19 protein-coding genes and 1 tRNA gene are annotated in these 24,207 nt (G+C 51.3%); 6 read left to right on the plus strand and 14 right to left on the minus strand.

Annotation, left to right across the window (positions count from 1 at the left end; genetic code table 11):
* The 6 genes from AC2A1E_RS08315 to AC2A1E_RS08340 all read right to left on the minus strand — a co-directional run.
* Nucleotides 1–1,587: two-partner secretion domain-containing protein (locus AC2A1E_RS08315; protein WP_484383349.1), on the minus strand; the 1,587-nt coding region annotated here is incomplete at its 3' end.
* Between the two features lie 124 nt (nt 1,588–1,711).
* Nucleotides 1,712–2,293, minus strand: a complete 582-nt coding sequence (locus tag AC2A1E_RS08320; RefSeq protein WP_484383350.1) for an Ail/Lom family outer membrane beta-barrel protein — start codon at nt 2,291–2,293, stop codon at nt 1,712–1,714.
* 51 nt (nt 2,294–2,344) lie between these two features.
* Nucleotides 2,345–2,896, minus strand: coding sequence for a toxin-activating lysine-acyltransferase (locus AC2A1E_RS08325; RefSeq protein ID WP_484383351.1), 552 nt, complete (start codon nt 2,894–2,896; stop codon nt 2,345–2,347).
* A complete protein-coding gene (locus AC2A1E_RS08330) occupies nt 2,896–4,521 on the minus strand; it encodes a ShlB/FhaC/HecB family hemolysin secretion/activation protein (RefSeq protein WP_484383352.1) in 1,626 nt (541 codons plus the stop codon). Before AC2A1E_RS08330 ends, AC2A1E_RS08325 begins: the two co-directional genes overlap by 1 nt.
* 340 nt (nt 4,522–4,861) lie before the next feature.
* Nucleotides 4,862–5,371 (minus strand): surface-adhesin E family protein, encoded by a 510-nt coding sequence (locus AC2A1E_RS08335; RefSeq protein ID WP_484383353.1) that lies wholly within the window; start codon nt 5,369–5,371, stop codon nt 4,862–4,864.
* On the minus strand, nt 5,368–5,973 hold the full coding sequence (locus AC2A1E_RS08340; protein WP_484383354.1) for a hypothetical protein: 606 nt from the start codon (nt 5,971–5,973) through the stop codon (nt 5,368–5,370). The genes AC2A1E_RS08335 and AC2A1E_RS08340 overlap by 4 nt, the downstream gene beginning before the upstream one ends.
* Nucleotides 5,974–6,372: 399 nt before the next feature.
* Between AC2A1E_RS08340 and AC2A1E_RS08345 the strand changes: the two genes are divergently transcribed.
* From AC2A1E_RS08345 to AC2A1E_RS08365, 5 genes are all read left to right on the plus strand, one after another.
* Nucleotides 6,373–7,860, plus strand: coding sequence for a YfjI family protein (locus AC2A1E_RS08345; protein WP_484383355.1), 1,488 nt, complete (start codon nt 6,373–6,375; stop codon nt 7,858–7,860).
* A gap of 293 nt (nt 7,861–8,153) precedes the next feature.
* Entirely contained in the window at nt 8,154–9,149 is a 996-nt protein-coding gene (locus AC2A1E_RS08350) for a DUF6387 family protein (RefSeq protein ID WP_156294573.1), read from the plus strand.
* 106 nt (nt 9,150–9,255) lie between these two features.
* Nucleotides 9,256–9,483, plus strand: a complete 228-nt coding sequence (locus AC2A1E_RS08355) for a helix-turn-helix transcriptional regulator (RefSeq protein ID WP_156294572.1) — start codon at nt 9,256–9,258, stop codon at nt 9,481–9,483.
* 468 nt (nt 9,484–9,951) lie between these two features.
* On the plus strand, nt 9,952–10,968 hold the full coding sequence (locus tag AC2A1E_RS08360) for a YagK/YfjJ domain-containing protein (RefSeq protein ID WP_484383356.1): 1,017 nt from the start codon (nt 9,952–9,954) through the stop codon (nt 10,966–10,968).
* A 59-nt stretch (nt 10,969–11,027) separates the two neighbouring features.
* The gene (locus tag AC2A1E_RS08365) at nt 11,028–12,053 is read left to right on the plus strand and encodes a hypothetical protein (RefSeq protein WP_484383357.1); all 1,026 of its coding nucleotides are present in this window, start codon (nt 11,028–11,030) and stop codon (nt 12,051–12,053) included.
* Between the two features lie 182 nt (nt 12,054–12,235).
* On the opposite strand, the gene AC2A1E_RS08370 is transcribed toward AC2A1E_RS08365, so the two are convergent.
* From AC2A1E_RS08370 to AC2A1E_RS08405, 8 genes are all read right to left on the minus strand, one after another.
* Nucleotides 12,236–13,087 carry a hypothetical protein gene (locus AC2A1E_RS08370; RefSeq protein ID WP_484383358.1) on the minus strand — a complete coding sequence of 284 codons (852 nt, stop codon included), beginning with the start codon at nt 13,085–13,087 and terminating at the stop codon, nt 12,236–12,238.
* A complete protein-coding gene (locus tag AC2A1E_RS08375; protein WP_484383359.1) occupies nt 13,084–14,832 on the minus strand; it encodes an AAA family ATPase in 1,749 nt (582 codons plus the stop codon). Before AC2A1E_RS08375 ends, AC2A1E_RS08370 begins: the two co-directional genes overlap by 4 nt.
* Nucleotide 14,833: 1 nt before the next feature.
* Entirely contained in the window at nt 14,834–16,837 is a 2,004-nt protein-coding gene (locus tag AC2A1E_RS08380; RefSeq protein WP_484383360.1) for a restriction endonuclease subunit S, read from the minus strand.
* The gene (locus AC2A1E_RS08385; RefSeq protein WP_484383361.1) at nt 16,837–18,618 is read right to left on the minus strand and encodes an N-6 DNA methylase; all 1,782 of its coding nucleotides are present in this window, start codon (nt 18,616–18,618) and stop codon (nt 16,837–16,839) included. The genes AC2A1E_RS08380 and AC2A1E_RS08385 overlap by 1 nt, the downstream gene beginning before the upstream one ends.
* 34 nt (nt 18,619–18,652) lie before the next feature.
* Nucleotides 18,653–21,058 carry an EcoAI/FtnUII family type I restriction enzme subunit R gene (gene hsdR / locus AC2A1E_RS08390; protein ID WP_484383362.1) on the minus strand — a complete coding sequence of 802 codons (2,406 nt, stop codon included), beginning with the start codon at nt 21,056–21,058 and terminating at the stop codon, nt 18,653–18,655.
* 341 nt (nt 21,059–21,399) lie between these two features.
* Nucleotides 21,400–22,614: a tyrosine-type recombinase/integrase gene (locus tag AC2A1E_RS08395; RefSeq protein WP_484383363.1), complete on the minus strand. Its 1,215-nt coding sequence runs from the start codon at nt 22,612–22,614 to the stop codon at nt 21,400–21,402.
* Nucleotides 22,601–23,056: an Arm DNA-binding domain-containing protein gene (locus AC2A1E_RS08400; protein WP_484383364.1), complete on the minus strand. Its 456-nt coding sequence runs from the start codon at nt 23,054–23,056 to the stop codon at nt 22,601–22,603. Before AC2A1E_RS08400 ends, AC2A1E_RS08395 begins: the two co-directional genes overlap by 14 nt.
* A 156-nt stretch (nt 23,057–23,212) precedes the next feature.
* A tRNA-Sec gene (locus AC2A1E_RS08405) sits at nt 23,213–23,307 on the minus strand.
* A gap of 172 nt (nt 23,308–23,479) precedes the next feature.
* Between AC2A1E_RS08405 and AC2A1E_RS08410 the strand changes: the two genes are divergently transcribed.
* Nucleotides 23,480–24,070, plus strand: coding sequence for a DJ-1/PfpI family protein (locus AC2A1E_RS08410; protein ID WP_459400732.1), 591 nt, complete (start codon nt 23,480–23,482; stop codon nt 24,068–24,070).
* The last annotated feature ends 137 nt before the right edge of the window (nt 24,071–24,207 follow it).

Consider the following 24,207-nt stretch of genomic DNA (forward strand, 5'->3'; position numbering starts at 1 on the left):
TGTGCCTGCGCGGTTATTGATGCTGCTGGCGTGGGACAGCGTCAGATCCTGCTGCCCCAGTTGCTGCACCGTGCCCTGCTGGTTGGAGAGCGCAGCCGCGGTCAGCGCAAGCTGGTCGGCACTGAGTTTACCGCCGTCGTTATTGAGCATCCCACCGGTACGCACAGAGAGTGTTTGCGTTGCTGCCAGATTGGCCCCGGCGGTGCTGATATCACCCACCGTGGCCTCCAGATCAATAGTGTCGCCATAGGTCTGGCTGCCGCTGAAATCCAGCGCGGTGCCGGTGGCGGAAAGTTGCCCCGCTGCCGAGTTCTGGCCGTTGGCGGTGAGCTGCCCCTGGCTGTTGAGCGTCAGGTTGCCGCTACTGCCGAGTTTGCCATCGCGGGCCATGCCTGCCGCCAACACCCCTTGTGCGGTGCTGTTAATGCTGGCTGCGGTGAGTGTGGTGTTACCCTGTGCGGCCACAATCCCGCTGTTGGTCAGTGCGCCACGGCTCTGCACCTGGGTATCTGCCCCGGCGTACAGCTTGCCGCTGTTATTGATATCCCCAGTGGTCGTCACCTGGACGGTCTGAGAAGCGGTCATCGCCCCGCTGTTAGTGAGTGTGCCGTCGGCATTGACCACCACGTCACCGGCAATCGCATTGAGCGCCCCGGCGTTGTGCACGCCGACCCCGGCTTCGGTGCCCAGCAGGCGGATTTTATTGGCGTACATACCGCCCAGTTGGGATACATCCACCGCCACCTGTGGACGGGGGCTGCCGTCAGCGGTCTTTGCTGCGACAGTTTGATGTGCGGCATCCACCTGGTTGCGCCCGGTGGTCACCGCCAAATCGTTGGCCCACAGCCCGGCATTGATCTTGACCGAACGGGCAATCAGGTCGGTATGATCCTGCAGGCTGCTGTCCAGCCCATTGCCCTGTATGACGATTTCGCCGCGTTCGACGTTGTAACCCGTCAGTTGGCCGTTGGTCATTTGCGCCTGGCCGGTGGTGAGTGTGGCGCGGTTGGCGTTGATAAAGCCACAGCCGCTACAGGTGATGCCTGCCGGGTTGGCGATCACCACCTGCGCTTTCTGCCCGGCCACTTCAATAAAGCCGTTCAACTGGCTCGGATCGCGGGCGTTGACTTCATTAAGAATGACTTTGGCTTCACCCTTCGCCAGCCACGGGTTGGCGGTCACCATCCCGGCGATCTGGGTCTGGGTGTTGAGGTGGCTGTTATTGAGCACCACCCCCTTGTTATCCACATCGAACTGGCTATAGACGTTGCGGGAAACCCCCTCGGCGCTTGGCGTCTGGATATTGACCTGCGGCGTGCCGTTGGCACTGCTGATGATGGTCGGCTGCTGGTTGCCCGGCGCACTGCCATCGGCCACGATATTGGCCTGCACCGGCTGAATGGCCCCAAAGGCCAGCAGCACCGCAAAACACAGGCCATGAACTTTACCGACCATCTGGCTAAGGGTGTGGCCCGTGCCGGACGGCGACGACGCGGCTCCCGCACGGCCAGCCCCGGCGATATCGGGCACCACCATCAGCATGCCACGAGCCTGGTTGAAAATGAGTCGGTATAAGTTCTTGTTCATGACTGCGTCCCTGCGGAAAAGCAAAAAGTAAAAAAATAAGGTCTCTACCTTAATGACCTCAAACGACAGCGTGATCCCTATCGCTTCAGGTCATTAATCCCGGCCGAAACCGGGATGTCTGGCATCAGAAGCGGTAACCGATACCGATATTGAAGCCGTTGATGCCGTGAGATTTGCTGCCGTCATCCAGGCTGGAGCCTTCGTAACCGATATTAACGGACCAATTCTCAACAGGGTTGATTGCAACACCCGCTGCATACGCAAAGTTCGTTGAATTACGGGAGCCCGTAATGGTCATATGGCCTTCTTGCGCATCCGCATCAACACTGTTGCGCCATTCATAGCGTCCGTCCATTTTTGTATAAGCAACCCCCAACAGCCCATAGATACTGACATAATCATTAATACGATAGGCAGGTCCGACCAGCAACGAATAATATTTCGTATCGAGACTGGTTTTATAGGAATCACCCCAGGCATCATGATAGGCATTGGTGTCATCACCTTTCAGGTAACTGAAAGAACCCACAATACTCAGTGGAGAATCCCATTCGTAGCGATATTGCAAATTGACACCGTTTAAGCTGCTCGCATCCTGCACCTTGCTATGCGCATACCCCACAGAAACCGTGTGCTGATCGGCCTGTGCCAGTGAACTCAAACCCAGAGCGGCGACCAACGCCGAGGTCATCAATAACGCTTTCATTGTTTCATCCTTTAAGTGTGTGCTTGCCTTAGCAGCAGTTTTACGTCATCCCTAGTCCCGCCGCTCATCGGCGTGCGGGTATTCGGGTAGAGAAACAGATAATGGGTTGGCCGCACGCCAGGCGCGAGCCTGCGCGTGACTGACCTGGTCACCCTTGAAATTCATCACGCGTTTACCGCGTTGTGTGCCACGGTGATAAAGGGAACGAAAACAGTGCTCAGGGAGCAGTGCGGCCCCCACTAGGCGGCGCATCGCCCGGACGTCGCCAAACGGCGCGATCCAGTCGCGGAGCCACAGGCGATCGCCGCTGGCCCAGTCATCTTCCTGCACCAAAATGGCCGGTTGCGTGAGATAGCGCGCTTCCGCCTCCGCGTTCAACCACATCCAACTGAGGAAAAACAATGGCTGTGTGCCCCGACTGACCAGCATATAGTGCTGGTGTTTGATAATCGGCAGCAGCACCGTGGGCAACGCGTGCAGCGGCACATCCCGGTGCTGCGGCGAGTGCATCCATAGCCATACGGCGGCCCCGAGTACTTCGGCCTCACTGCGATCGCCACCTAACATCAACGGGGCATGGACGTCATAAGCACCTATCTGCATCAAAAATCCCAGTTCAGGGTGAAACCCAGCGTGACCGGGCTGGTATCAAAACCATCCGGTTTGGAGAGTGGCACCCCGGCGAACAGGTCATAACGGGTCTTGAAGGCGCTGCCACGCACGCCGAGTACGCTACCGGCGAGATTGGTCCCTATCAGTTCCTCAGGACCACAACCGCTGACATGGCCGTAGTCAGCCCCCAGGTACAGCTCCTGATTGGGTACCGGCGTCGTCCAGGCCAGCTCATTGCGTACCGTCCAACCCGCGTTGGCATTGAGGGTACGCTCACCGTCAAAGCCGCGCACCGTAAAGCGGCTGCCGATGGCAAACTGGTCCTGCGGCGTTAGCGGGGTGTTACTCATCTGGCGCTGATACTGAACGTTGTAACGGAAGGTCTGCTTGCCCAGCGCAAACGGCACGTTCAACTGGCTGGAGATCTGGATAATCTTGCTCAGCGCGGTCGCTTCACCGTAATACTCTTCCGGCGCAGGCAGTGCACCGAACCAGCGGGTGCCACGTTGATAGCTGATACCGGCGTCCAGTGTGGACTGTTGAATAAAGTGACGATGTTGCAGCCCCATGCGCCAGGCGGCGGTACGGCGGCGCTGCCCTTCTATTTCGGTATCATTGATGTAGCTCTTTGAGCCACGCGTCAGGATATCGTAGGTAAAGGTGGTTTTCTGGCTGCCGCTGCGGTGCAGCACGCGGCTTAGTTGCACCGTCAGGTTCTGGCTGTCACCGCTGTAGCGGAAGTCGCCATTGAGTCCCGCCACGGTCTGGTGATAGTCGTAGTCGTTGGCGGTCACTGACAGCATCGCGTAGCGGAACGGCACCGAGTAGTGAGCGGTGATGTTTTTGCTGCTCTTGGCATTGCCGGGTTGCAGCGCTCGGGTGCCGGAAATATAGAACAGGTCGCTGAGTGACAACGGGTTATCCAGCGAGAAGGTCAATCCGCCCTGGTAACGCCCGGTACTGCGGGTACCAGAATCGTCCAACGACGCGCCCAGCCGCCAGATTTTGGCCTGTTGCCAGTGCAGCAGGATGTCACTTTCCCCCGGCTTTTCCCCCGGGACGATTTCCATCTTGGCCTGCACGGTCGGCAGGCGTTGCAGGTTTTCCAAGCCTTGCTCGATGTCGCGCAGATCCAACAGATTACCCGCGCGCGGCGGGAAAGCGTTGAACAGGCTGACATACTGGCCGCTGTCCGGCGTCAGTTTCACCTGACGGATAAAACCGGGCAGGATTTTCAGTTGCAGCGTGCCGCTTTTTAAATCCTGCTGCGGGGCCAGTACGCGGGTGGTGATATAGCCGTGATCCACCAGGCGGTTCTGCATGGTGCTCATCAGCAGATTGATGCCTTTCCCCCCCAGACACTGGCCCTGCGCCTGATTGGCGATGCGTTGTAACGGCAACCAGCGCGGCAACGCTTCCTGACCACTCAATTCCACGCGATCGATATTGAAGCAGGGTTTTTCCTGTGGGAAAGCCAAACGCCCCAACCGCGAAGCCGGGGGCAGCAGACGCACATCGGGCGTCGGGGGCAACAGCTGCTGTTCCAGCGCGCGTTGGCGCTGCTGCTGCAAGATCACTTGTTCGTTGTTATTGATGGCGCTAGCGGCAAATGCCATAGGTGAAACCATCAGGAGCGCAGGCACAGCAATAGCACAGGCACGACAACAGCGCGCCCGGCGGACAAAACGGGGGGATAGCATCAAACAATCCTTGTTGGAAAACGCTTAATATTTGCTTATATAAATTTGCGCGAATATTAACCATGAGGAGAACCGTTTGCAATAATAATCCTGACTTGGACGCGTATAAAGACGCCTTTATCAGCCCTGATGGATGATTGCGGGATTACCAAAGGTCAGTATTAACCACAGCATTCAGGGTTGGGAGCAGGTATAAGCTAAGCAGGTTACACTGCGGCACCCTGACGAATGAAGTAGGAATGCACCACGTATTCTCTTAATCAAACTCACCCAATACCGTCGGGCGTGTATCCTTTGGCGGCTCTGGCTTTAGATACTCAGGTTTTATCTGGCAGATCCTGCCTGCCATTGCACCAAGTAATGACTCTGCGGGGTAAGATTCCCATTGCCCAACACTTCCCCTCTTGGCAATTGCATCGCCTTGCCCCCAATACTCCGAAAGGTAAATTCGTTCAAATTGCGCACGCTGATGAGTATCACAGTTCACTACATTGATAACCCGAGAACTAGCGATATAGACAGGTGGATTCCTATCGAAACGGCGAGGAGGAATGTAGTTGTTAACAATATAAAATCGACGTAGGTGAGGATTCCCCTGATAGCTGGAAATCGTGCGCAAATCAACATAGAGACCACCTGAATCATCTTCCAACAATTTAATCAACCCAGAAGGTCGAGGACCTGGCTTGGGTTCTTTCGCCTTATTCAGGCTGGCACACCCCGTTAGTAGAAACAGAACTGCACATAACGCAATTGGTTTCTTCATTTTTGAGCCTCACGCAGATCTGGGCGTAGAGATTCTAAAATGCCATTCGTCACACTTCCTTGTATCGAGCACAATAATGTTGTTCGGCCATTGCTGGTACTCAAGAGCGCTATTTTTTCCACACTGCCTTTCGCAGGGGCAATGCCGCTAGCCGCGCCCGTGTTAGGTTGCCAGTCGCTATCTCCGGTATATTTGATTTGTGGGTTTGCAAAATACTCCTCACCTGCTTTATGCCAGCTTGCCTGCGGCAAAGCAGCCATTACTGCCTCTATCGAGTCATTAAAGATCAACCCCCAATAATAGTATTTGCCCATAACTTCCAAGTCAGTTTCTTGCAGGGAATACCCGACTATTGACAATGTTCCGGTCTTTAACGGATTAGCAAACCAGACAGTACCATTATTGTCTTTGGGTGGAACAAACCACGCATGATGGTGGTTATCGACCACCATTGGAGCCAAATTCTTTAACTTGCCTTGTTGTGCATACAACTCACTGAAGAAACGACTGTCACAGTGAAGTAAGCTTTCTGGGAGGGTTTCGGCTTGCACCACAGTAGTCACACTAAACGTAACCAACAGGGTTATAAGTATATTTTTCATTTAACATCCTTGCTGAAGATAATGATTTCCTCAAAAAATAATAACCTAAAGTTCTGTGGCTAGTACATGGGAAGATGGAAAACGAAACAAACAGAATTAAGCCAAGGTTGGGTATTAACCCTGCACAATTAGCTTTGAACGTGGCTTGCCGTATCCCATAAGGAGTGAAGCCTCAAATAAGCCGAGTAGCCCACCCAGCCCCGTGTCAGAGCAAGGGCAGCAAGCATATATCTGCTTCTAGCGTCTCCAGATGTCACTGCACGTTCACTCCTGCACCTCACCGTAAACAAACGTAATCCACTGAAATTAAATAATAAAGATAGATTGAGGTACATTTTTGGCTGTTCTCTAATGGCGATGAAAACACACGGCCTTAAGTGGCAAAACCAAGGAGAACACATGACTCAATACCAGCTAGGAACGATATCAGCGCAGAGCTCGTACTTCACCCCTCCAGCACCAGATGCCATTCCGTATCAGCGTATGCCACTCAACCTCCTCAGCGACGCTATCTGGAGCGTACAGAACAAGACCAAAGCCCCCTTGCCTTTGGTTGTCGCTGCGGCCCTGACGCCAATTGCCCTGATCTGCCAGGGTTTGATCGACGTCAGCCCCGCAGAGGATCTGCTCTTCCCGGTGTCTTGTAACTTTTGCACTGTAGCAGAGTCGGGTGAACGCAAATCAACGGTCGACAAGCTGTTTATGGCCCCTATTTATGACTACGAGCGTTCAGCCAGCATGCAATATCAGGAAGACTTGCAGCTATACGCACTCAACCTGGAAACTTGGAAAGTGGAATTCAAAGCATTAAAAAGCCAGCTTTACAAACAGACCAAGAAAGGCCAGCCGACTGATGCGATAAAAGCACGTCTGATAGCACACCAACGCAATGAACCAAAACCACCAACCCGTGTGCAGTTGTTGGCGAATGACATCACGCCAGCAGCGTTGCAATATCTGTTGCACAGCGGTGGAGGGTCATTGGCTCTGCATTCGGCAGAAGGTGATATTCTGCTAAGTGGCCAGGCCTTGCAGAACCTGGGGCTGCTTAACGATTTGTGGGATGGTGCATCATTCTCGGTGACGCGTCGCCAATCCGAAAGTTTTACAGTTCATGATGCACGTTTGAGTATAAGCCTGATGGTGCAGGCTGCGGTATTGCAGAAATACTTAAAACACTCCATGGAACAGGCTCGTGGCAGCGGATCCCTGGCACGTTATTTCTTTGCGGCTCCACAATCAACCATCGGTACTCGTGTCGGCCATACCATGGAGAACTACCAGCAATGGGTTGCCCCGTATTACCAACGCCTGGAACAGTTGCTGATGCAATATACGGATAAACTGGCAATAGGCGACAAAAGCCGGATTACGCTGACTTTTACCCCAGAAGCACAGCGTTACTGGGCAAACCTGTGTGAGAACATCGAGCGCCAGTTGTTACCCGATGGTGACTATTTTGCCATCCGTGATTTCGCCAGCAAGGAAAGCAACAAGGTGGCTCGCCTGGCAGCACTGTTCCATTATTTCAGTGGTGATGAAGGGGATATCCCGGTACATACCGTGGAAGCGGCTCAGGCAATATGTCAGTGGTATTTGAACGAAGCGCTGCGCCTGTTTGCGCCAGCACCTGTGCCGCCCCAGCATGTCTTGGATGCGGATTTGCTCAGCCAGTGGTTGCACGAACGTTTTCAGGATAGTGATGGCCAACCAATGACGAGGTCCTGGATGCGTTCACGCGTTCCCAGTGCGCTGCGCCAACCAGGACGCCTAGGACCAGCGCTGGATTACCTGCATTGCAACCGGCGAGTGCATGTCTGGCGCAAGGGGAATACAACCTACATCTCCCCACCGCAATCTATTACCCAATCTGTTTTTACTCGCTAATCCCCTTTTACCTCACACAGCGTCCTTACTTTGGGCGCTGTATTTTTATGCATTCACACCCAATGCGGGCCGTGAGTTAGCATGCGTTAACCTTGGCCTCATTTACTGGTGAAATGTTACTTTTTTATTTTCCCCTTGGGGTTGCTACTGCTTAATTTGCTCAATTGAGCAAATTAAGCAGTTAGTTAAGGCGAATGCAGTGAAAAAAGACATTTCAAACCGTAAAGTCAATGCGTTATTGTCACGCTGTTTTATTGACGGCAACGACATATCACAGTGTAAAAGGTAGCTGCATGAATAGCGATGAACAGGATAACGTGAAGGGAAAGGGTGACGAGCAGCCGGTCTATTACTCTCAGTTACTGTCAAATGTCGGGTGTGAGAAACATAACGCAACACCGGATGAAGTAAGCTGGTTCGACTATAAAAAAAATTACTCTTTCGTCGCGCAGATGCCACTGAGAGATCTGGTTTGCGAACTGACGGTACGAAGGGAATTATGCATCATTGCTACCCATGGGGTTATCAATGGAACAATCCCCAAAGCGCTTTATGAAGAACTCTACGCAGAGATCACTTCAGGGAAAAGCGTCATCGGCGATCATTTCAAATCGCACACGTCAGTACCAGAAATTATCTATCTGGCTGATGAGCAAGAAACGCCATCGCAACAGTTGGAAGTCCCCGTTCGGGAACTGAACGTTAAGGATGTTCTTGCCTGCCATAATGCCCTGAACGGAGGAACTCTCACCATACCCACCCACCCTTGCTATCGTCGCCGATTAGACCAGGTTGACGAAAAGACGCCACTGACTGCGCTCCAATCACCCGATGTCGAACTGGTTTATCTTTCTGTAGATCCTTCGTACAGTGAAGCCCAGTTGATAGTGGCTTTTAAAGAGACACTGGCCAAGTTACGTGCACAATATAATATTTTTAGTGGTGCCACACGTGATAGACCGCTTACCTGCAGGAACATCATTAACATTCAATTACATCAAATAATACCCCTGATGGACTTGTTGCTTTGGCAACTCAGGAATGGATGGCAATTGCCGCTAGAGCAGATCTACAAATTGCTGAAAGGCAAACCCGTCAATATCCCCAACAAAGAGGTCGACTATCACCGGACCAACTTTATCAAAACAACATTATCCGGTTTTGAGAAGATTGTTTGCCAAGGGACATTTGAACAACTATTGAGCACCTTGCGAGAAAAAGAGCACCTGTATGACTTGAGTATTCGCGATTTGATTAATGATTCATCACTTTACAACAGCAAAAAATAAAATAAGTAAATATAATTTTATAAAATTTTACTTATAACGAAATGTCGAATCCCTTCATTTACTATTTACCTCGAGTTCAACAAACATCAACAACGAGGTAATTATCATGAAAGCAGTTTCTACTAACAATGTATCCCGCAATGAAGATCAGACAGATCGCCTGATCGACATGAAATTCCTGATGGCACACTCAGGCCTGTCACGCACCTTCTTCTACAAACTGATGGATAACAAGCTGTTTCCAGAACCACTTAAGTTGGGCCGCTCTAGCCGCTGGTGGCTGAGCGACTATCTGCAATGGCTGAAAGAGCGCAACACCAAGCATGCCGCGTAAAGGCCATATTGGCGCATGAATATGGTGCGAATTCGCCTTGGCGGTCGGTGATCACTTTCACCTGATTGCACTAACTTGCCACAACGGTATTAACCCGGGGATACCGTCCATGGCAGGGGAGTCGCTCAACCGCTCCAACAAACTGTCATGCCATAGACCCTATAGGCAAACGGTGAGTTCAGGAGTTTATATTATTGATATTAATAGCTAATCAATCATCACCAGATGCATTTGGTTGAAAGATAACACTGCCTGGTCAACTCATGATGAGTGAGTTGTTGTAGCTCTGACATTACGCGTTAGAGAGCCTGTTAAGGCTGGCAAGTGTGAATCATCAAACGGTTACCCATTGAACTGCAGTCTCTTCCCTGTTGTGGCAACACCACAACGGTAGGCGTTCTGCACCCGTAAATCACGGTTCTCTCTATTAGCCATCACTAATAAAGAGCACTCAAGGAATGAAGCATAATGAATGACGATGATTTGGCACAGCTGGAATCAACCAGCATGCACCACCCTTACAGTGATACCACACTACTGGTAACGCCAGATTGGGATCTGCTGAAAATACAACTGCGTGTGTTGTTTTTGCTGCGCAAGCTGATGACTGCTGAACAAGCCATCTTCAATCGCCGGGGAAAACTGACGCTGGCAGGGCATTACCTGCAAGAATTGTTGCAAATAATGCCTGGTCTCATCGCTGCTATCGGTGAATACCAGCAGTTGCACCCAACCATCGCGGCTTTCCGCCAGGAAATGGAACGCTGCGGTTTGGTATTGCCTCTCACTCTGCTTGCATGCACCCGGCAAAACATTGCGCTGTTGGAACAACTCCTGAGCGAGTTTCGTGCCACAGTAAATTCAGCAAAGCATCAACGCCAGTTGCGTAACTTCCAGCGTGCAGCCAATAAAAACCTGCGTGGCGCACTGGCCTATGTCGATGACTTATTTGAACGCCGTAGCCGTTTATCGGTGGTGCGGGTGGATCTCTCTTACGAGAAAACCGTAGCGAAATCCATCACAGCAACCCTCACGCGGTTGCATCACAAACGCCTGTTTAAACGTGTGCAATCTCACCCACTATTCGAACACTGTGACGGTTATTTGTGGAAGCTGGAACGCGGCTTGCACAAAGGCTTTCATTACCACACCTGCTTTTTATTTAATGGCAGCCGCATCCGTCGTGACATCTTGCTGGCACGCCGCATTGGTGAGTATTGGAAGCAGGACATCACTGGTGGCACGGGGCTTTATTTCAACTGCAACGCCATCCAGCATACCTATACGCATTCTGGAATTGGTGACGTTCATTACCTCGATCAGACCAAACGAGCCGCATTACAGAAGGCGATTACCTACATCACCAAAGTCGACGCTGCCGTCCGCCTGGTTCTACCGGGAAATGCACGCACATTCGGTCGCGGAGAACGTCGTATACAGCTTGGGGCTAAGCGTGGCAGACGTCGCCAGCCTCTACACCAATGATCACAACCGCTGCACGACCAGCGTAATCACTCACATTTATCATTTTTAAGGTATTTAATATGAACAATCACAACACACTGATTTCAAATGACGTAAATAGCCATTTATCCCACTTGATGCTGTCGACCAGCAAGAATGCAGAATTTTCACCGCTTAATACCCGTTGGCTAACAGAGGATTATGACCGCCTGATTGGACCTATTTTTCTTTTGAATCGGATAGACTATGCCGACGCAGAGGAGTTACTGAAGATCTACGGACGTTTACAGCTTTCGATGAACACCTGGAAAGGGCTGCGCACTTTCCACCCAAAGCTAATGTGTCTTGCTGAACTGACAGCACAGGCCGAATCAAATCTCCCGATTGATCGTGATGTTGAGTCTGAGTTGCTCCAGAGTATGGCAACAATATCCGATGTACTGCGGTCTGATGAACATAAACGGCAGGTGGCCGAATGGTTATGGGCAAAAGACAGAAATCTTCGCATTGGGCTTGCGGCACAATCGGTGATCAACACCAGTTACCCCTCTTTTGTCGCTGTTGGCGTTGAACTGGCCTACGCTGATGCAGATACGCCACTAGAGCGTATGGTGCAGGATCGCCAACAACTCTTGAGCGGCTTGCGCAACACTCCGGAATTTGAGCATTGCGTGGGGGCGTACTGGTATCTGGAATATGGTCAACAAAAAGGCTATTACCTGCATGGCACGTTTTTCTTCCCCACCAAAGAGCCTGACACTGCGCCGATACTGGCGAAACGCCTCGGTGAACACTGGCAAAACACGGTGACAACAGGCGATGGCTGCTACCATGCCAATACCCGTGTGCAAACCGAGTATCAGTACCCTGGCTGCCTTTTCGTGCAACAAGGTGATAACGAGATGCTCAAACAGTTGGAATGGTGGTTGATCTGCATGACCTGTGTGGATGAATTCTTCCCATTGGCGTTACCCGAAGGACAATACTCATTCGACACACAGCCCTATGTCTATTATTTACGCTCGCAGAGTGACTGGACGGAAACCTCTCTCTACGAAGCTGAAATGATGAACGAATGGGTCGAAAAGTTGCGCAAACAAGCATAGCGCGTTAAAGGGTGAACTGTACCACTATGGCAAGGATGCTGGTGGAAATCGGGTACAGTTCACAATAAATGTGGCAGATTTGTTAAATCAGGTCTACAAGCATTCTCAGCAGAATACAGTACAAAAATTTTTGTTGACGGTGCCTTTACCAAGCTCAGGAAGGCTAGAGGCTGGTCTTCGCCTCACCCAACCAACCTAGAAAGCTGTGGATCGTTACGCATGCGAACACACCATTTGGCCACTGCTGAAAGCTCGCTTTCAGGCTTGGTGAGGCAGACAATGTCGCGCGCTGCGGTCTTCGCTTGTTCACGAGCTGCAGCAGAGGTTCGTGCCTTCGCGAGTGCTTGAAGGTATTTATTAATCAGCTTTGTGGTGTTTTGCCAGATCTTTCGTCGTTCCTCAGCTAACGCTTGGTGTTCAGAGAGTTTTAAGCGATCCACAGTACGCCGTACTCGTACATAATCCCAGCGTGGAATGCCAGGTGCAGGAACGGCCTTCCCCTCCTCATCGAAAGCAAGCAGAGTCACGTCGTGGGCATTAGTCGGGTCAAGAAAGTGTGGAATTTCATCTCCTTCACAACGAGACACATAGGTTGAACACGGTGAGCCATGGCGAAGAGGGAACCATGCGCCTTTCTTTCGATTAGGTACTGTGCCTGCAATACGAAAGTTCATGTAGTCGAAGGCCAACCACCAATACCCGTCTCGTTCTGGTCCCTTGGCGTTGCGAGCAGCTTTCTTCGGACGAAAATGTTCCACATCTAAATGTGATGCAATATCACGTGCTTCGGTAAACCAACATTTGCCGCCCGATAGAGCAAGAAGCCACGGCTTCAGTTTTCCCCAGTGCCCGCTGTGCCTATCGATCAGTTCATTACGCTCTTTGAGCTTGCCTGTAGTATTCAGTCTGGCAAGTTCGCTTATCAGGCGTTTGGATTCTGTTAACCAAACCTCCCAATCAGCTTTTTTCCAACAAATATCAGGAGGTAAATCAGCATCAGTTGGCAGCTTGTTTTCTAAGTCGATGAAGATCACTGGCTATCCTCCTCACGTAAGATTTCATCGATAATAGTGTCGGCTATTATATCCTGCTCTATCTGTTCCTCTGGCGTAAGAATTGGTTTGTGGAACTTAGTGTGTTTAGCCATTCGTCGTACAAACTTGGCATAGAACGGATCTTTAAAATCTGCATTTGAAAAACCTAAGTCTGCCAACTCCGCACTCAAACGGCGCAATTCATCATCTTGTTCAGGGGTTCTTTCATCGAGTGCAAACAGTTCATTGCGCCGAAACAAGCGGCGCTCGGTTTCGATATCCAGTGTGGACGACAAACCAAACAATTCGCTCTTGAGTAGCCCTGTTACACCCATCCCTTGCGGGTGCTCATCCGGAGTATCGACCAGTGTGCGATTACCATCGCGACGCAGTATATGTACCTGTTCACGCTTCAGACTGCCCACCATCATGGGATCATGAGTGGTGATGATTATTTGCGACTCGCTCTGTAGCAGCGCTGCATCATCGGAACCCAGCACGCCTTCAATATCGTCGAAGTAACGCAGCTTCCAGATCGGGTTCAGGTGGGTGTCGGGTTCATCAAGCAGGAACAGACACTGGTCGTCACGAGTGATGCGCATCAGGCCCAACACGGTGAGCATTTGCAGCTCGCCTTCTGACAAATGAGTGAAGCTTACCTTGCCGCCGTGTTCATCACGCTTCTTCACCGTGATACGCACTTCTTCTATCAGGTCACCAATGTAAGCCCCCTCGGCGTAGCGGAAGAAACTGTCGGCACTGCCGACCAGTTCGCCAAGTAGTTTAAGTTTCTCCTGACTTGGCACAAAAAGGTACAGCTGTTTCTGTTTTTCGGTGCGGCCACGGAAGTCGATCTGTTTCGTCGCCTCTTGCTCAATCGGTGCCCAAGCTACTTGCCACAGCTTGTCGAGGAACTCGCTCACCACATTGCCGCGCGCATACCAGAAGCGCGGGTCGCCTTCGTTCAGTTCCTGCTCGTCAAACTTGCCACTGCGGCGCTTTTCACGCAGGCGGTGCGGTTCTTTCAGCACAAACAGTGCGGATTCCAGCGACTCAATGTGCAGGTTCTTTAGCACCTTCTGAAACACTGGGTCGTCAGACAATAGGCAGGCCAGCAGCACCAGTTGGCTATGGCCACCACGACAGTAAAACAGGCGGCGCAGGCGGTCGTCACCCGCTTGCTTCAGCCGCGACTCGCGGCGACGTTTGGCTTCTTCGACGGCGCGAATATCTGCCTCGGAGCCGGTAAAGTTCTCCAGTAGTTGCTCAGACAGTACTTCATCTGTAGTGATTTCCTGGCGCTGGTTGAAGCGACGCTGGTGCTCTTGAAACAAGGCTTCGATACGCTCGTTGCGGCCCGAGTAATAGGCAAAAATATGCGCAGGCAGCATCTCACGGTTTTTCAGCAAATAACCTTGTGATTCGGCTTTACCGTCCACCCACACATAGGGGCGCTTTTGCCTGGCGGTATCAGCCTCAATGCGTACCACATGACCACGAATACTATATTCCAGCGTGTAATCAAAAGCCGCTTCGCGGTCCAGATCCACATCGCGAAAGAGGGTGATCAGCGCCTCGATCAGGTTGGACTTGCCGGTGCCATTCTGACCAATCAGGGCGTGGCTACGGATGGGCTTGAGTGGTACATCTGTTGCACTCGCCGTTGGCTGCAAGTGCGTCGCGAAAGTGATCTCAAGCTCGCGCAGATTGCGAAAGGTTGGGATGCAGATGTGTAGCAGTTGCATATCAGGCGCTCACTATATCGGCTGGTTTTTCACGCACTTCGGCGGGGGCAGGCTCCAGAATCCAACCTTGCACCACTTCTGTTTTCAGTTGCGTGTAAAAAGCATCGATCTCACCGCCGAAGCGCAGCCATAAATCCTTGGCACTCATCTCGCCATGGTGACGAGCCAGAGTGGTGGCCAGCGGCGCTTGGGCTTTGATATCCGGCGTAATGCCTAAACGCAGCGTGGCAATCAACTCGGTTTGTGGGACTTTCATGGGTTCCTCTTGTTGTTCGATAGTGAGGCCGGTAAATGCTGCAACAGTCGCGCTAGCCAGCAATAATGCCAAGTGATTCTTACTCTCTAGCTTTTTGCGCCAAATACCCGCTTGCTTCGTCAGTGCATCAAGTTTGGCCAAAACTGCTCGCTGCTCATCAAGCGGTGGAATAGGCATTGGAAAGCTTCGAAGTTGCGTCATATTGATTGAAGCCAGATTGGTTGTCTGTTTTGAAGCTCCGGCGAAATAGTCACGACCGATGCCTGAATTGAATACAAGTTCGACCCATTCGTTCAGCAAGGACAATGAAGGAACCCGGGCCTTGAATACGTGGTTTTGATGGAGGCAGTTATCGACACCACCTCGCCATATTGCTGTGCGACCGACCTTGTCCCAATCACCGCCTTCAGTGATGAGCAAATCACCTTCTTGGACAAGATATTTATTCAACTCCTGTTTTCCGATCTGGATTGTTTTCAGATCAGTCAGCTTGAAGAATCCGCGTTGAACGTTGGCAACAGACAGATAAGGGCACGTCATGACATCTCGACCACGCAAGTCGCGACCTTTAGTTACCCCTCCAATAACCACCGCGACCTTATCAAACGGTGCAATAGCCCAATGTTCTGGATATACAACGTCCGAGTCAGCAACTGAGATGAGTTTCTGCCGACGCATCAAACCTGACGAGATGTATTGGCCGCGTAAGCTATCGCAATCGGCCATGATACCGCCCACAGGTGCAAGCGATGTTGATGGCAAAGAAAGCAAACCACGGACAGCAATATTTTTGAGCTCTGCGACGAACTCATCCACATCCTCCGGCACATGAAACAGCCTACCAAAATTGTCGGCCAAACGCGTCCAACTAGTTTGCAGTTCGTGCGGGCTGGTGGCGCTGGCTACCGCTTGCAACATGGACTGGCGCAGCTTGTTTTGCAGTTTGCGGCGGGTTTGTTGCTGCGCTTCCAACTTGTCGCACAAGGCCATCAACTCATTGACTTTGGCGACGATGCGGAATTGTTCTTCCTTTGGTGGAATTGGCATTGGAATTGGCCGCATCCCTCTGAGTGAAATATTTGCAATATTTGTTGTTTGACTTGCTGTGCCGCGCATCCGTGCCTGCATATAAGGGCTGCGTAGCGCAAGATAAAGGTACTCCGGTTCAAGAATATGAGGGCGTACTGCGGCGATGAAACCGCCGAATGTTACACGTTCTTTGACATCTCTCACTAGCGCCACTTTGCCAACAAGCTCGTAGCTATTTGCCATTGAGATCATGGTGTCACCTTTTTCGACCCATTGATCGACCCTGGTAACAAATTTTGGTTCGATGAAAATCAAATCATTCCAATCAATTTCTGACTGGACATTGCTGGTACGGAGGCAAGCTACCACATCGGAAGACCGGGTAGTTTGCTTTTTTGATGCGGGGAATGTGACGCCTCTAACAATCTCGCAAACGTTCCCTAAACGCTCATAAGCCCAGTTTTCGGGCAGTTTAAATTTCAATTCAAAATCTTCGATATCGGGTTGAGGCGTGGGCCTGCGAAGCCTTCCGCTTTTAACCATTTCATCGCGAAAAATCTTAATTTCTGAGAGAAGCGAGCTGGCATTTTCAGACCTATCTGGTGTTGCAGTTAATTCGCCCCTAATGGCCAAATCAAGAATCAGTTCGCGTAACTTACCAATACCCCCAGGTGCATTTGCTATATGCCCAAATTCTGCCAAAAGCTGCTGTGTATCCATTAAGCATCCTCGCCGACAAAGTGATGCGCCAATGCCGCCGCCAACTCACTTTTGAGCTGGTTTTCGGTTTCTTCAATTTCACCGAGCAGTTTTTTGTATTTCTCTAGCAGTACGTCTGGGTCGTGGGTTTCTTCTTCTGCCGTGTTGGGGTTTTTGATGTCGAGGTTAAAAATCGGCCAGTAGATACGGTCGCCAGCGGCTTGGGCATCGCGGGCTTGCAGGCGCAGCGGTTCGGCTTGAGCGCGCAACGCGGCGATCTGGGCGTCGATCTTTTCGCGGTAGGCAGCGTCAGTAGTGCCGACTAGGCTCTTGCGCAAGTCGCTCGCTTCACTTTCGAGCGCGGCGGCTTGATTATTCAGCGCTTCGGCACGTTGCCAGTGTGGTTGGGCAGCGGCTTCGGCCTGTTCGCGCTTGGTTTTGAAATCCACCTTCCAGGCAAATTCGTTCTCCACGCGGTCGGCAAAGTCGTTATCCTCCGAGCCCCACCACTCTCGTTCAGGATCGAATTCCTCCAGCCGGATGGGCTTGGTTTTGGAGTAGCTTTTGTAACCTGGCGGGTAGGGATGCTCGTAGTACCAAATGGTGTCGGTATGGAAGTGCTCGGTACCGTCATTGACCGCATTGCCCTTGGTGAAGAACAGCAGGTTGGTTTTGATGGTGGTGTAGGGCGCGAACACGCCTTTGGGTAGGCGGACGATGGTGTGCAACTTGCAGTCACGCAGCAGCAGCTTTTTCAGTGTACCTTTGATGCCATCACCAAACAGAAAACCATCGGGTAGCACCACGGCGGCGCGACCCTTTTCCTTCAACAGTTTCTTGATGATGAGCGCCATGAACATGTCGGCGGTTTCGCGGGTGCGCAAGTCAGCCGGATAGTCGCTGCCAACGCCATCGTCTTCATACCCTCCGAATGGGGGGTTAGTGATGATGCAGTCAACCTTGTCGCTGGCCTGCCAATCGTTCCAGCCGATACCTAGCGTGTTTTTGTGCTCGACCTGGCTGGGCACATTGATGCCATGCAGTAGCATGTTGGTGGTGCAGAGCAGGTGCGGTAACTGCTTCTTTTCAATGCCAAGGATCAACTCTTCAATGGCGCGCTTGTCTTCAGGACGCGGTGATTTCATTGTCGCGAGTTGCTTGCGGAAACGCTCTATGGCGGCAGTCAAGAAACCGCCTGTTCCACAAGCGGGATCCATGACTGTCTCGCGCTTATCTAGACGCGGGTTGACTCTATCAACCATAAAAGCTGTGATGGCGCGCGGGGTGTAGAATTCCCCTGCATTACCTGCGCCGCGCAAATCGTTGAGTAATTGCTCGTACACATCGCCAATATTGGCGCGGATGGTAAAATCGTGGAAATTGATAGCGTCTTCCAGCTTCTCGATCACGGCTAGCATCTGCGGGCCGGATTTCATGTAGTTATTCGCATCTTCAAAGACACTACGGATGACTTTGTGCTGAGGGCTCTTGTTAGCATCAATCTCTTTGAGCGTTGGGAATAACTCGTTGTTGACGAAGCTGATCAATTCACTACCGGCAATTTGTGGTTTCTTTTTGCCATCATCACCCGCTATATAAGCTGCCCAGTTACGCCAGCGGTACTTTCCGGGCAAGGGAGAGGTATACGCCGGGTTATCATCCACCCATTCCTCCTCACGTTGGTCAAACACCTTGAGGAACAACATCCATGTGAGCTGGCCGAGACGTTGTGCATCGCCGTCGACGCCGTCATCTTTGCGCATGATGTCTTGAATGGATTTAATGGTACTGCTGAGATTCATCTTTCTATTCGCTTGTTGAGGGCCCGTTGTTTAATCAAGCCTGTTTTTGTTCGGATATGTCGTAGAGAGCCAGCTCCAGCTCCTTCACGGCTTGGGTGTATTGCTCTACGCCACCAAAAATACCCCGCCGGATTTGTGTTTTGCTGCCAAATTGGTCAAATGGAGGTAATTCCAGCACGTTGGCATCCTCTATGTCTTGTACACCATGATCGGCAAATTTTTCTAGTAAAGCTTCCAGTACGACCTTGGCTTGCTCACCGTACTTGCCGAACACATCACGCTTTTTCACGTTGTTGGCTCGTTCACGCCGAGTGAGTGGCTTCTGGTCAAAGGCGACGTGGGTTACCAGATCAAAAGCATCCAGTTCGCTGCCGTTAGCGACAGCCTGTTGCAGGATCTCGAATGGTACGCCATGTTCAGCTAATTCCTCTAGCACTGCTTGTTTGCGCTCAGCGTTGCTCCAGCGCCGTAGAAAGTTGGTTAGGTTACCAAATTCAGCCTGCAAAGTGCTTTTAATGTCACTTTTGAGCAGGACTCGGTAATCCTCAGTGATGAGCTTGCCGTCGACATCAAGGTATTGCGAGCGTTCTACCGCTAAGCACACATTGACGTCATCAATCACATACCTTACTCGGCCTGCGCTGCTACCAGCCTTATCTGTGAGACTAGAGTCATAGGGTGGAGGTTCGGGTTCTTCTATACTAGGGGGCGTGACGACATCTGGCGGTACCACAGGATCCTCAGGGCGAGGTTCGTAGATCACCACGGGTTCGCCGTCGAAATCGGGATCAGCGAACAGTCGCGTAGCGCCTTTAAAGTCCATGATGGTGAAGTAGAGTTTTTGGTAGTCCTCACGCAGGCGCGTGCCACGGCCAATCATCTGTTTGAACTCCGTCATCGAGTTGATGCTCTGGTCCAAGACAATCAGTTTGCAGGTTTTGGCATCTACGCCCGTGGTAAGTAGCTTCGAGGTGGTGGCAATAACCGGGTAAGGTTCATCGTTGTCGATAAAGTAGGAGAGCTGTGCTTTCCCTTCGTTATCGTCTCCGGTAATTCGCATGACGTAACGGCGATTGTTTGCGGCAGCAGGGATGAGCTTTACCAGTTCTTGGCGCATCCGCTCGGCGTGATCTTGGTCGTCACAAAAAACAATCGTCTTGGCCATCGGATCGGTTGCTTGGAGGTATTCCCATACCTTGTTGGCAACAAGCGCTGTGCGTTTCTCCAGTACTAGATTGCGATCAAAGTCTTTTGTGTTGTACTGCCGTTGCTCAATGGCCTGGCCTAGCTTATCGATTTTCCCCTTCTCTGGTGTGTAGCCGACTGCATCAACATCGGTTGCAATGCGGATCACCTTGTAGGGGGCAAGAAAACCGTCTTCAATGCCCTGCTTGAGCGAATAGGTATAAATAGGCTCTCCGAAATAGCTGGTATTGCTTGTTTCCTTGGTTTCTTTCGGTGTGGCAGTCAGGCCAAGGTGGGTGGCTGTAGTGAAATAATCTAGTATATCGTGCCATGCTGAGTCTTCCGCAGCGCTGCCACGATGACACTCATCAATCACGACTAAGTCGAAGAAATCCCCTGGAAACTGGCGATAGATTTGTTTCCATTCTTCCCTCCCCGTTACAGCTTGGTAGAGAGCAAGGTAGATCTCATAGTTCTTTTTGACTTCACGGTTAGTGACTTTGTGCATCACCTCGCCGAAAGGGGCGAAATCCTGCTGCATAGTCTGGTCGACGAGGATATTGCGGTCGGCCAAAAACAGAATGCGCTTCTTGGATTTTGCTTTCCATAAGCGCCAAATAATCTGAAAAGCTGTATACGTTTTCCCTGTACCGGTGGCCATGACCAGCAATATTCGCTCTTGCCTTTTGGCTACTGCTTCAATGGCACGGTTAATTGCCACACGCTGATAGTAACGTGGTTCGCGGCCGCTGCCATCGGTATAAAACGGCTGTTCAATCAGCTTTACAGCTTCAGGTGCAACTAATCCTTTCCATTGTTGATAGACCATCCACAAGTCGGCCAAGGTCGGGAACTGGGTAAGCTGAAGTTCTCGTTCAATAGGCAGGGAAAGACCTGTTCGGTCATGCAGGAGAAAACCATCGCCATTGCTACTGATGGCAAACGGCGCGTCTAGCATTTCGGCATAGGCTAGAGCTTGTTGCATACCGTACCCAATGGAGAACTTCGCCTGTTTGGCCTCTACAACCGCGATCGGTACGTTTGGTCTTGCATAAAGCACATAATCGGCACGTTTAGGACCACCTTTCGCTTCAGGGTTTTTTACTCGAGAGGCCATCTTACCGCGTACCATGACACGACCGTCGGTGAGGTTGACTTCCTCTCGGAACTGATGCTGCTGCCAGCCAGCTTGTTGAATAGCTGGTGTAATGAATTTGGTGCAGATATCACGCTCGCTGAGCTGATATTTATCCATGACAGTAAGCTCCTTCAACGTTCCGGTGTGTGTGCCTTAGGTGCTATGAATAAGCATCAAATGATCAAGTTTGACAAGGTGTCCATATGAAATGTGAATTAATTAGCCACTAACCTAAATCCGGCCAATAAAATACGCCCAAAACATGCAATTTTCATGATACAACACCCCTGTTTCATCGGCTCGCTGATCTTCCTGTAGGCTAACAACCAAGAACCAGTGCATAGATTCTATGTCCCAGTGGCCCGTACTGCTTCCATGGCCTTTTCAGTCCCGCGAAAACTAACAGCGCCAACATCACTGCCAGTGCTGTTGGTCCCCGTCAGAAAAACCACCTCACCCTAAGCACGACGTCCAAACTCCCCATGCACCACATTTCCGTCAAACTCTAGGCTATCCATATAGTCGGCATACCACTGCAACATCTCACGCCTGCCATCCAGATACTTCGCATGGTTGTAGGTACCACGAATGCTGTTCTTATCCACATGGGCAAGCTGTGTCTCAATCCAGGCCGAGTTGTAGCCTTGCTCGTGCAGGATGGTGCTCATGGTGTGGCGGAAACCGTGGCCGGTCAGCCGCCCTTTGTAACCTAGCAGTTCGATAACCTGATTGATGCTTTCCTTGCTGATTGGCTTACGCTGATCGTTCCGGCCAATAAACACCAAGGGATAGCCACCAGTCATTGGCTTGAGAGAGCTGAACAGCTCGATAACCTGCATGGACAATGGAATGACGTGCGGTCGCTTCATTTTCATCACTTCAGCCGGTATGTTCCATACACCCTTATCCAAGTCGATATCCTGCCAGCGCGCAAATCTCAGCTCTTGGGTTCTTACGCCCGTCAGCATGATGATCTTGGTCGCAGTTTTAGTGATGACACTACCGGTATAACCAGAGAGATCTTTAAGGAAATGCGGCAGTTCCTGAGCCGTCAGGAAAGGAAAATGATGCTTCTTTGGCGTTTTCAAAGCACTGGCTAGGTCTGGTGCAGGGTTGTATTCAGCTCGTCCAGTGATAATGGCATAGCGAAAAACTTCACCACAGCGTTGGCGTACTTTGCGCATCTTCTCAAGCGCATCACGCTTTTCCATACGCCTGAGAGTTTCCAGTAGCTCCATCGGCTTGATTTCTGCAATAGGGCGTTTCCCTATAAAGGGGAAAATATCCTTCTCGAAGGTATCAATGATTTCATCACGGTAGCGCAGTGACCAGCGATCAGCTTTAGTCTGATGCCACTCTCGGGCGACGGCTTCAAAGGTGTTTATAGCATTAAGCCTCTGAGCGAGCTTCTCGGCCTTTTTGGTTTCACTAGGGTCGCCACCTGCCGCCAAGATCTTTTTAGCTGCATCGCGCTTTTCACGGGCATCGGCCAATGAAACATCGGGGTAAACGCCAAAGGCAAGACGCTTCTCTTTACCGGCAACGCGGTATTTCATGCGCCAATAGCGCGACCCATTGGTTGCTACTTCAACGTATAACCCTCCGGCGTCACCTAAGCGGTACGGCTTATCTCTGGGCTTTAATGCTCGAACTTTTGCATCAGTTAATGGCATCGTTGTTTCCTCCTCCTGAAAGCAAGAATGCTTTGACGGCCTGAGTTTGCTCTGGCGTAAGCGATAGGGTTTGCTTGGTTGTTTTGATAATCAGCCCGCCAGACTCGGTGAGCGAAAGCTGGAAAGCTTGTTTGGTACGTTCCTGACGGCGTTGTTCTCTCTCCAGAGTTTTATCAATCGCAGGATCGTAACCATCTTTGAGCTTCGCTCTGGCCTCTTCCCTTAACATAATGGCTTCACTAATCGTTACAGCAGGGAATGTCCCGAACGCCAGGCTCTTCTCCTTACCGTCTATGCGATACTTCAAACGCCAGTATTTTGAGCCTGTAGGCTTCACCAGCACATAGAGCCCCCTACCGATAGCAAACTTATAGGGTTTACTACGGGTATCAAGTGACGCTATTATTTGATTATTAATGGTTTTTAGCTGTTTTGGTGGCATGTGATTTTACCCACAGTGGTCGATGTGCCCAATAGTGCCCCCAGGGGCATATTGATACCAGTAGACTCTAGTTGACTTCGGAATACAAGGAAGGCTTGATATACAAGGGTTTAACGGGGGTTTAGTTGACGTTGGGAGAGCTCAGAATACACTGAATGGCGGAAGACCACAGGAGTCGAACCTGCCCAGGACCGCTGGCGGCCCCAACTGGATTTGAAGTCCAGCCGCCCCACCGGGGACGATGATCTTCCTCTAAAACGGAAGCAAGTGGCGGATTATAGCGCGAATCACCCTTAGTGCTAAGCGCGAAATCGTGTTTCCGCGATCCCCTTCTTACACTTTGCCTCCCGGCAAAAATCATCGCTACTTATCTGCTAACCTGATCCGGCCCGGGTTATTCACCCGTCCATTGCTGGAGATGCTATGACCAAGAAAGTTGCCGTCCTGCTAAGCGAAGGATTTGAAGAGGCTGAGGCGGTTATTGTGATCGACGTATTGCGTCGTCTGAAGATTGATGTGGAACTGCTGTCCTGTCAGGATCGGCTGGAACTCCGCAGCTATAACAAGATGCGCATGTTCGCCGATGCTCTGTTGGAACGCCGTATGGATGTCATGTACGACGCCGTGGTAATCCCCGGTGGGCCGCAGGCAACTGCCAACATGGCGGATAATTCGATGGCCGTGGAGTTTATCCGCCGTCACGATGAAGCCGCAAAGTTGATTTGCCCACTGTGTTCCGCTGCTGCTCGCGTGCTGGCCGTTAACCGGTTGCTGCAAGGGCGCCGTTATGTCTGCTCCGGTGAACTGCATCGTAGCGTGGCAGATGGCACCTATGTGGCTGAAAGAGTGGTTGAAGACGGTAACCTGATCAGTGGCAAAGGGCCGGGGGCTGCGTTTGATTTTGCCTTCACGGTTGCCTACCGCCTCACTGGCGATTATGCCGCCACGCAGGAACAGGCTGAGCATATCTATCACGAAAACTGGCAAGTACCACAACAAGCAGTGCCTGCATAAACGCTAAACACTGCTGCTAACTGGGCGCGGCACAGCTAGCGCTTTCTGGCCTGACGCCGGGAGCGAAGACTGTTACCGCGCTTTCTGTTTTTAAACCCTTAGTCATGCCTGCATATTCAGCAAAGTAAACCTGTTAT

The sequence above is a fragment of the Serratia sp. HNCC26DJ206 genome (assembly GCF_057180605.1).

Bases quoted from the DNA above. Each gene is read 5' to 3' on its own strand.
- AC2A1E_RS08365 (WP_484383357.1), top strand. From the start codon at position 11,028: ATGAACAATCACAACACACTGATTTCAAATGACGTAAATAGCCATTTA.
- AC2A1E_RS08335 (WP_484383353.1), bottom strand. From the start codon at position 5,371: ATGAAGAAACCAATTGCGTTATGTGCAGTTCTGTTTCTACTAACGGGG.
- AC2A1E_RS08360 (WP_484383356.1), top strand. From the start codon at position 9,952: ATGAATGACGATGATTTGGCACAGCTGGAATCAACCAGCATGCACCAC.
- AC2A1E_RS08385 (WP_484383361.1), bottom strand. From the start codon at position 18,618: ATGAATCTCAGCAGTACCATTAAATCCATTCAAGACATCATGCGCAAA.
- AC2A1E_RS08395 (WP_484383363.1), bottom strand. From the start codon at position 22,614: ATGCCATTAACTGATGCAAAAGTTCGAGCATTAAAGCCCAGAGATAAG.
- AC2A1E_RS08340 (WP_484383354.1), bottom strand. From the start codon at position 5,973: ATGAAAAATATACTTATAACCCTGTTGGTTACGTTTAGTGTGACTACT.
- AC2A1E_RS08400 (WP_484383364.1), bottom strand. From the start codon at position 23,056: ATGCCACCAAAACAGCTAAAAACCATTAATAATCAAATAATAGCGTCA.
- AC2A1E_RS08330 (WP_484383352.1), bottom strand. From the start codon at position 4,521: ATGGCATTTGCCGCTAGCGCCATCAATAACAACGAACAAGTGATCTTG.
- hsdR (WP_484383362.1), bottom strand. From the start codon at position 21,058: ATGGATAAATATCAGCTCAGCGAGCGTGATATCTGCACCAAATTCATT.
- AC2A1E_RS08355 (WP_156294572.1), top strand. From the start codon at position 9,256: ATGAAAGCAGTTTCTACTAACAATGTATCCCGCAATGAAGATCAGACA.
- AC2A1E_RS08380 (WP_484383360.1), bottom strand. From the start codon at position 16,837: ATGGATACACAGCAGCTTTTGGCAGAATTTGGGCATATAGCAAATGCA.
- AC2A1E_RS08410 (WP_459400732.1), top strand. From the start codon at position 23,480: ATGACCAAGAAAGTTGCCGTCCTGCTAAGCGAAGGATTTGAAGAGGCT.
- AC2A1E_RS08345 (WP_484383355.1), top strand. From the start codon at position 6,373: ATGACTCAATACCAGCTAGGAACGATATCAGCGCAGAGCTCGTACTTC.
- AC2A1E_RS08350 (WP_156294573.1), top strand. From the start codon at position 8,154: ATGAATAGCGATGAACAGGATAACGTGAAGGGAAAGGGTGACGAGCAG.
- AC2A1E_RS08320 (WP_484383350.1), bottom strand. From the start codon at position 2,293: ATGAAAGCGTTATTGATGACCTCGGCGTTGGTCGCCGCTCTGGGTTTG.
- AC2A1E_RS08325 (WP_484383351.1), bottom strand. From the start codon at position 2,896: ATGCAGATAGGTGCTTATGACGTCCATGCCCCGTTGATGTTAGGTGGC.
- AC2A1E_RS08375 (WP_484383359.1), bottom strand. From the start codon at position 14,832: ATGCAACTGCTACACATCTGCATCCCAACCTTTCGCAATCTGCGCGAG.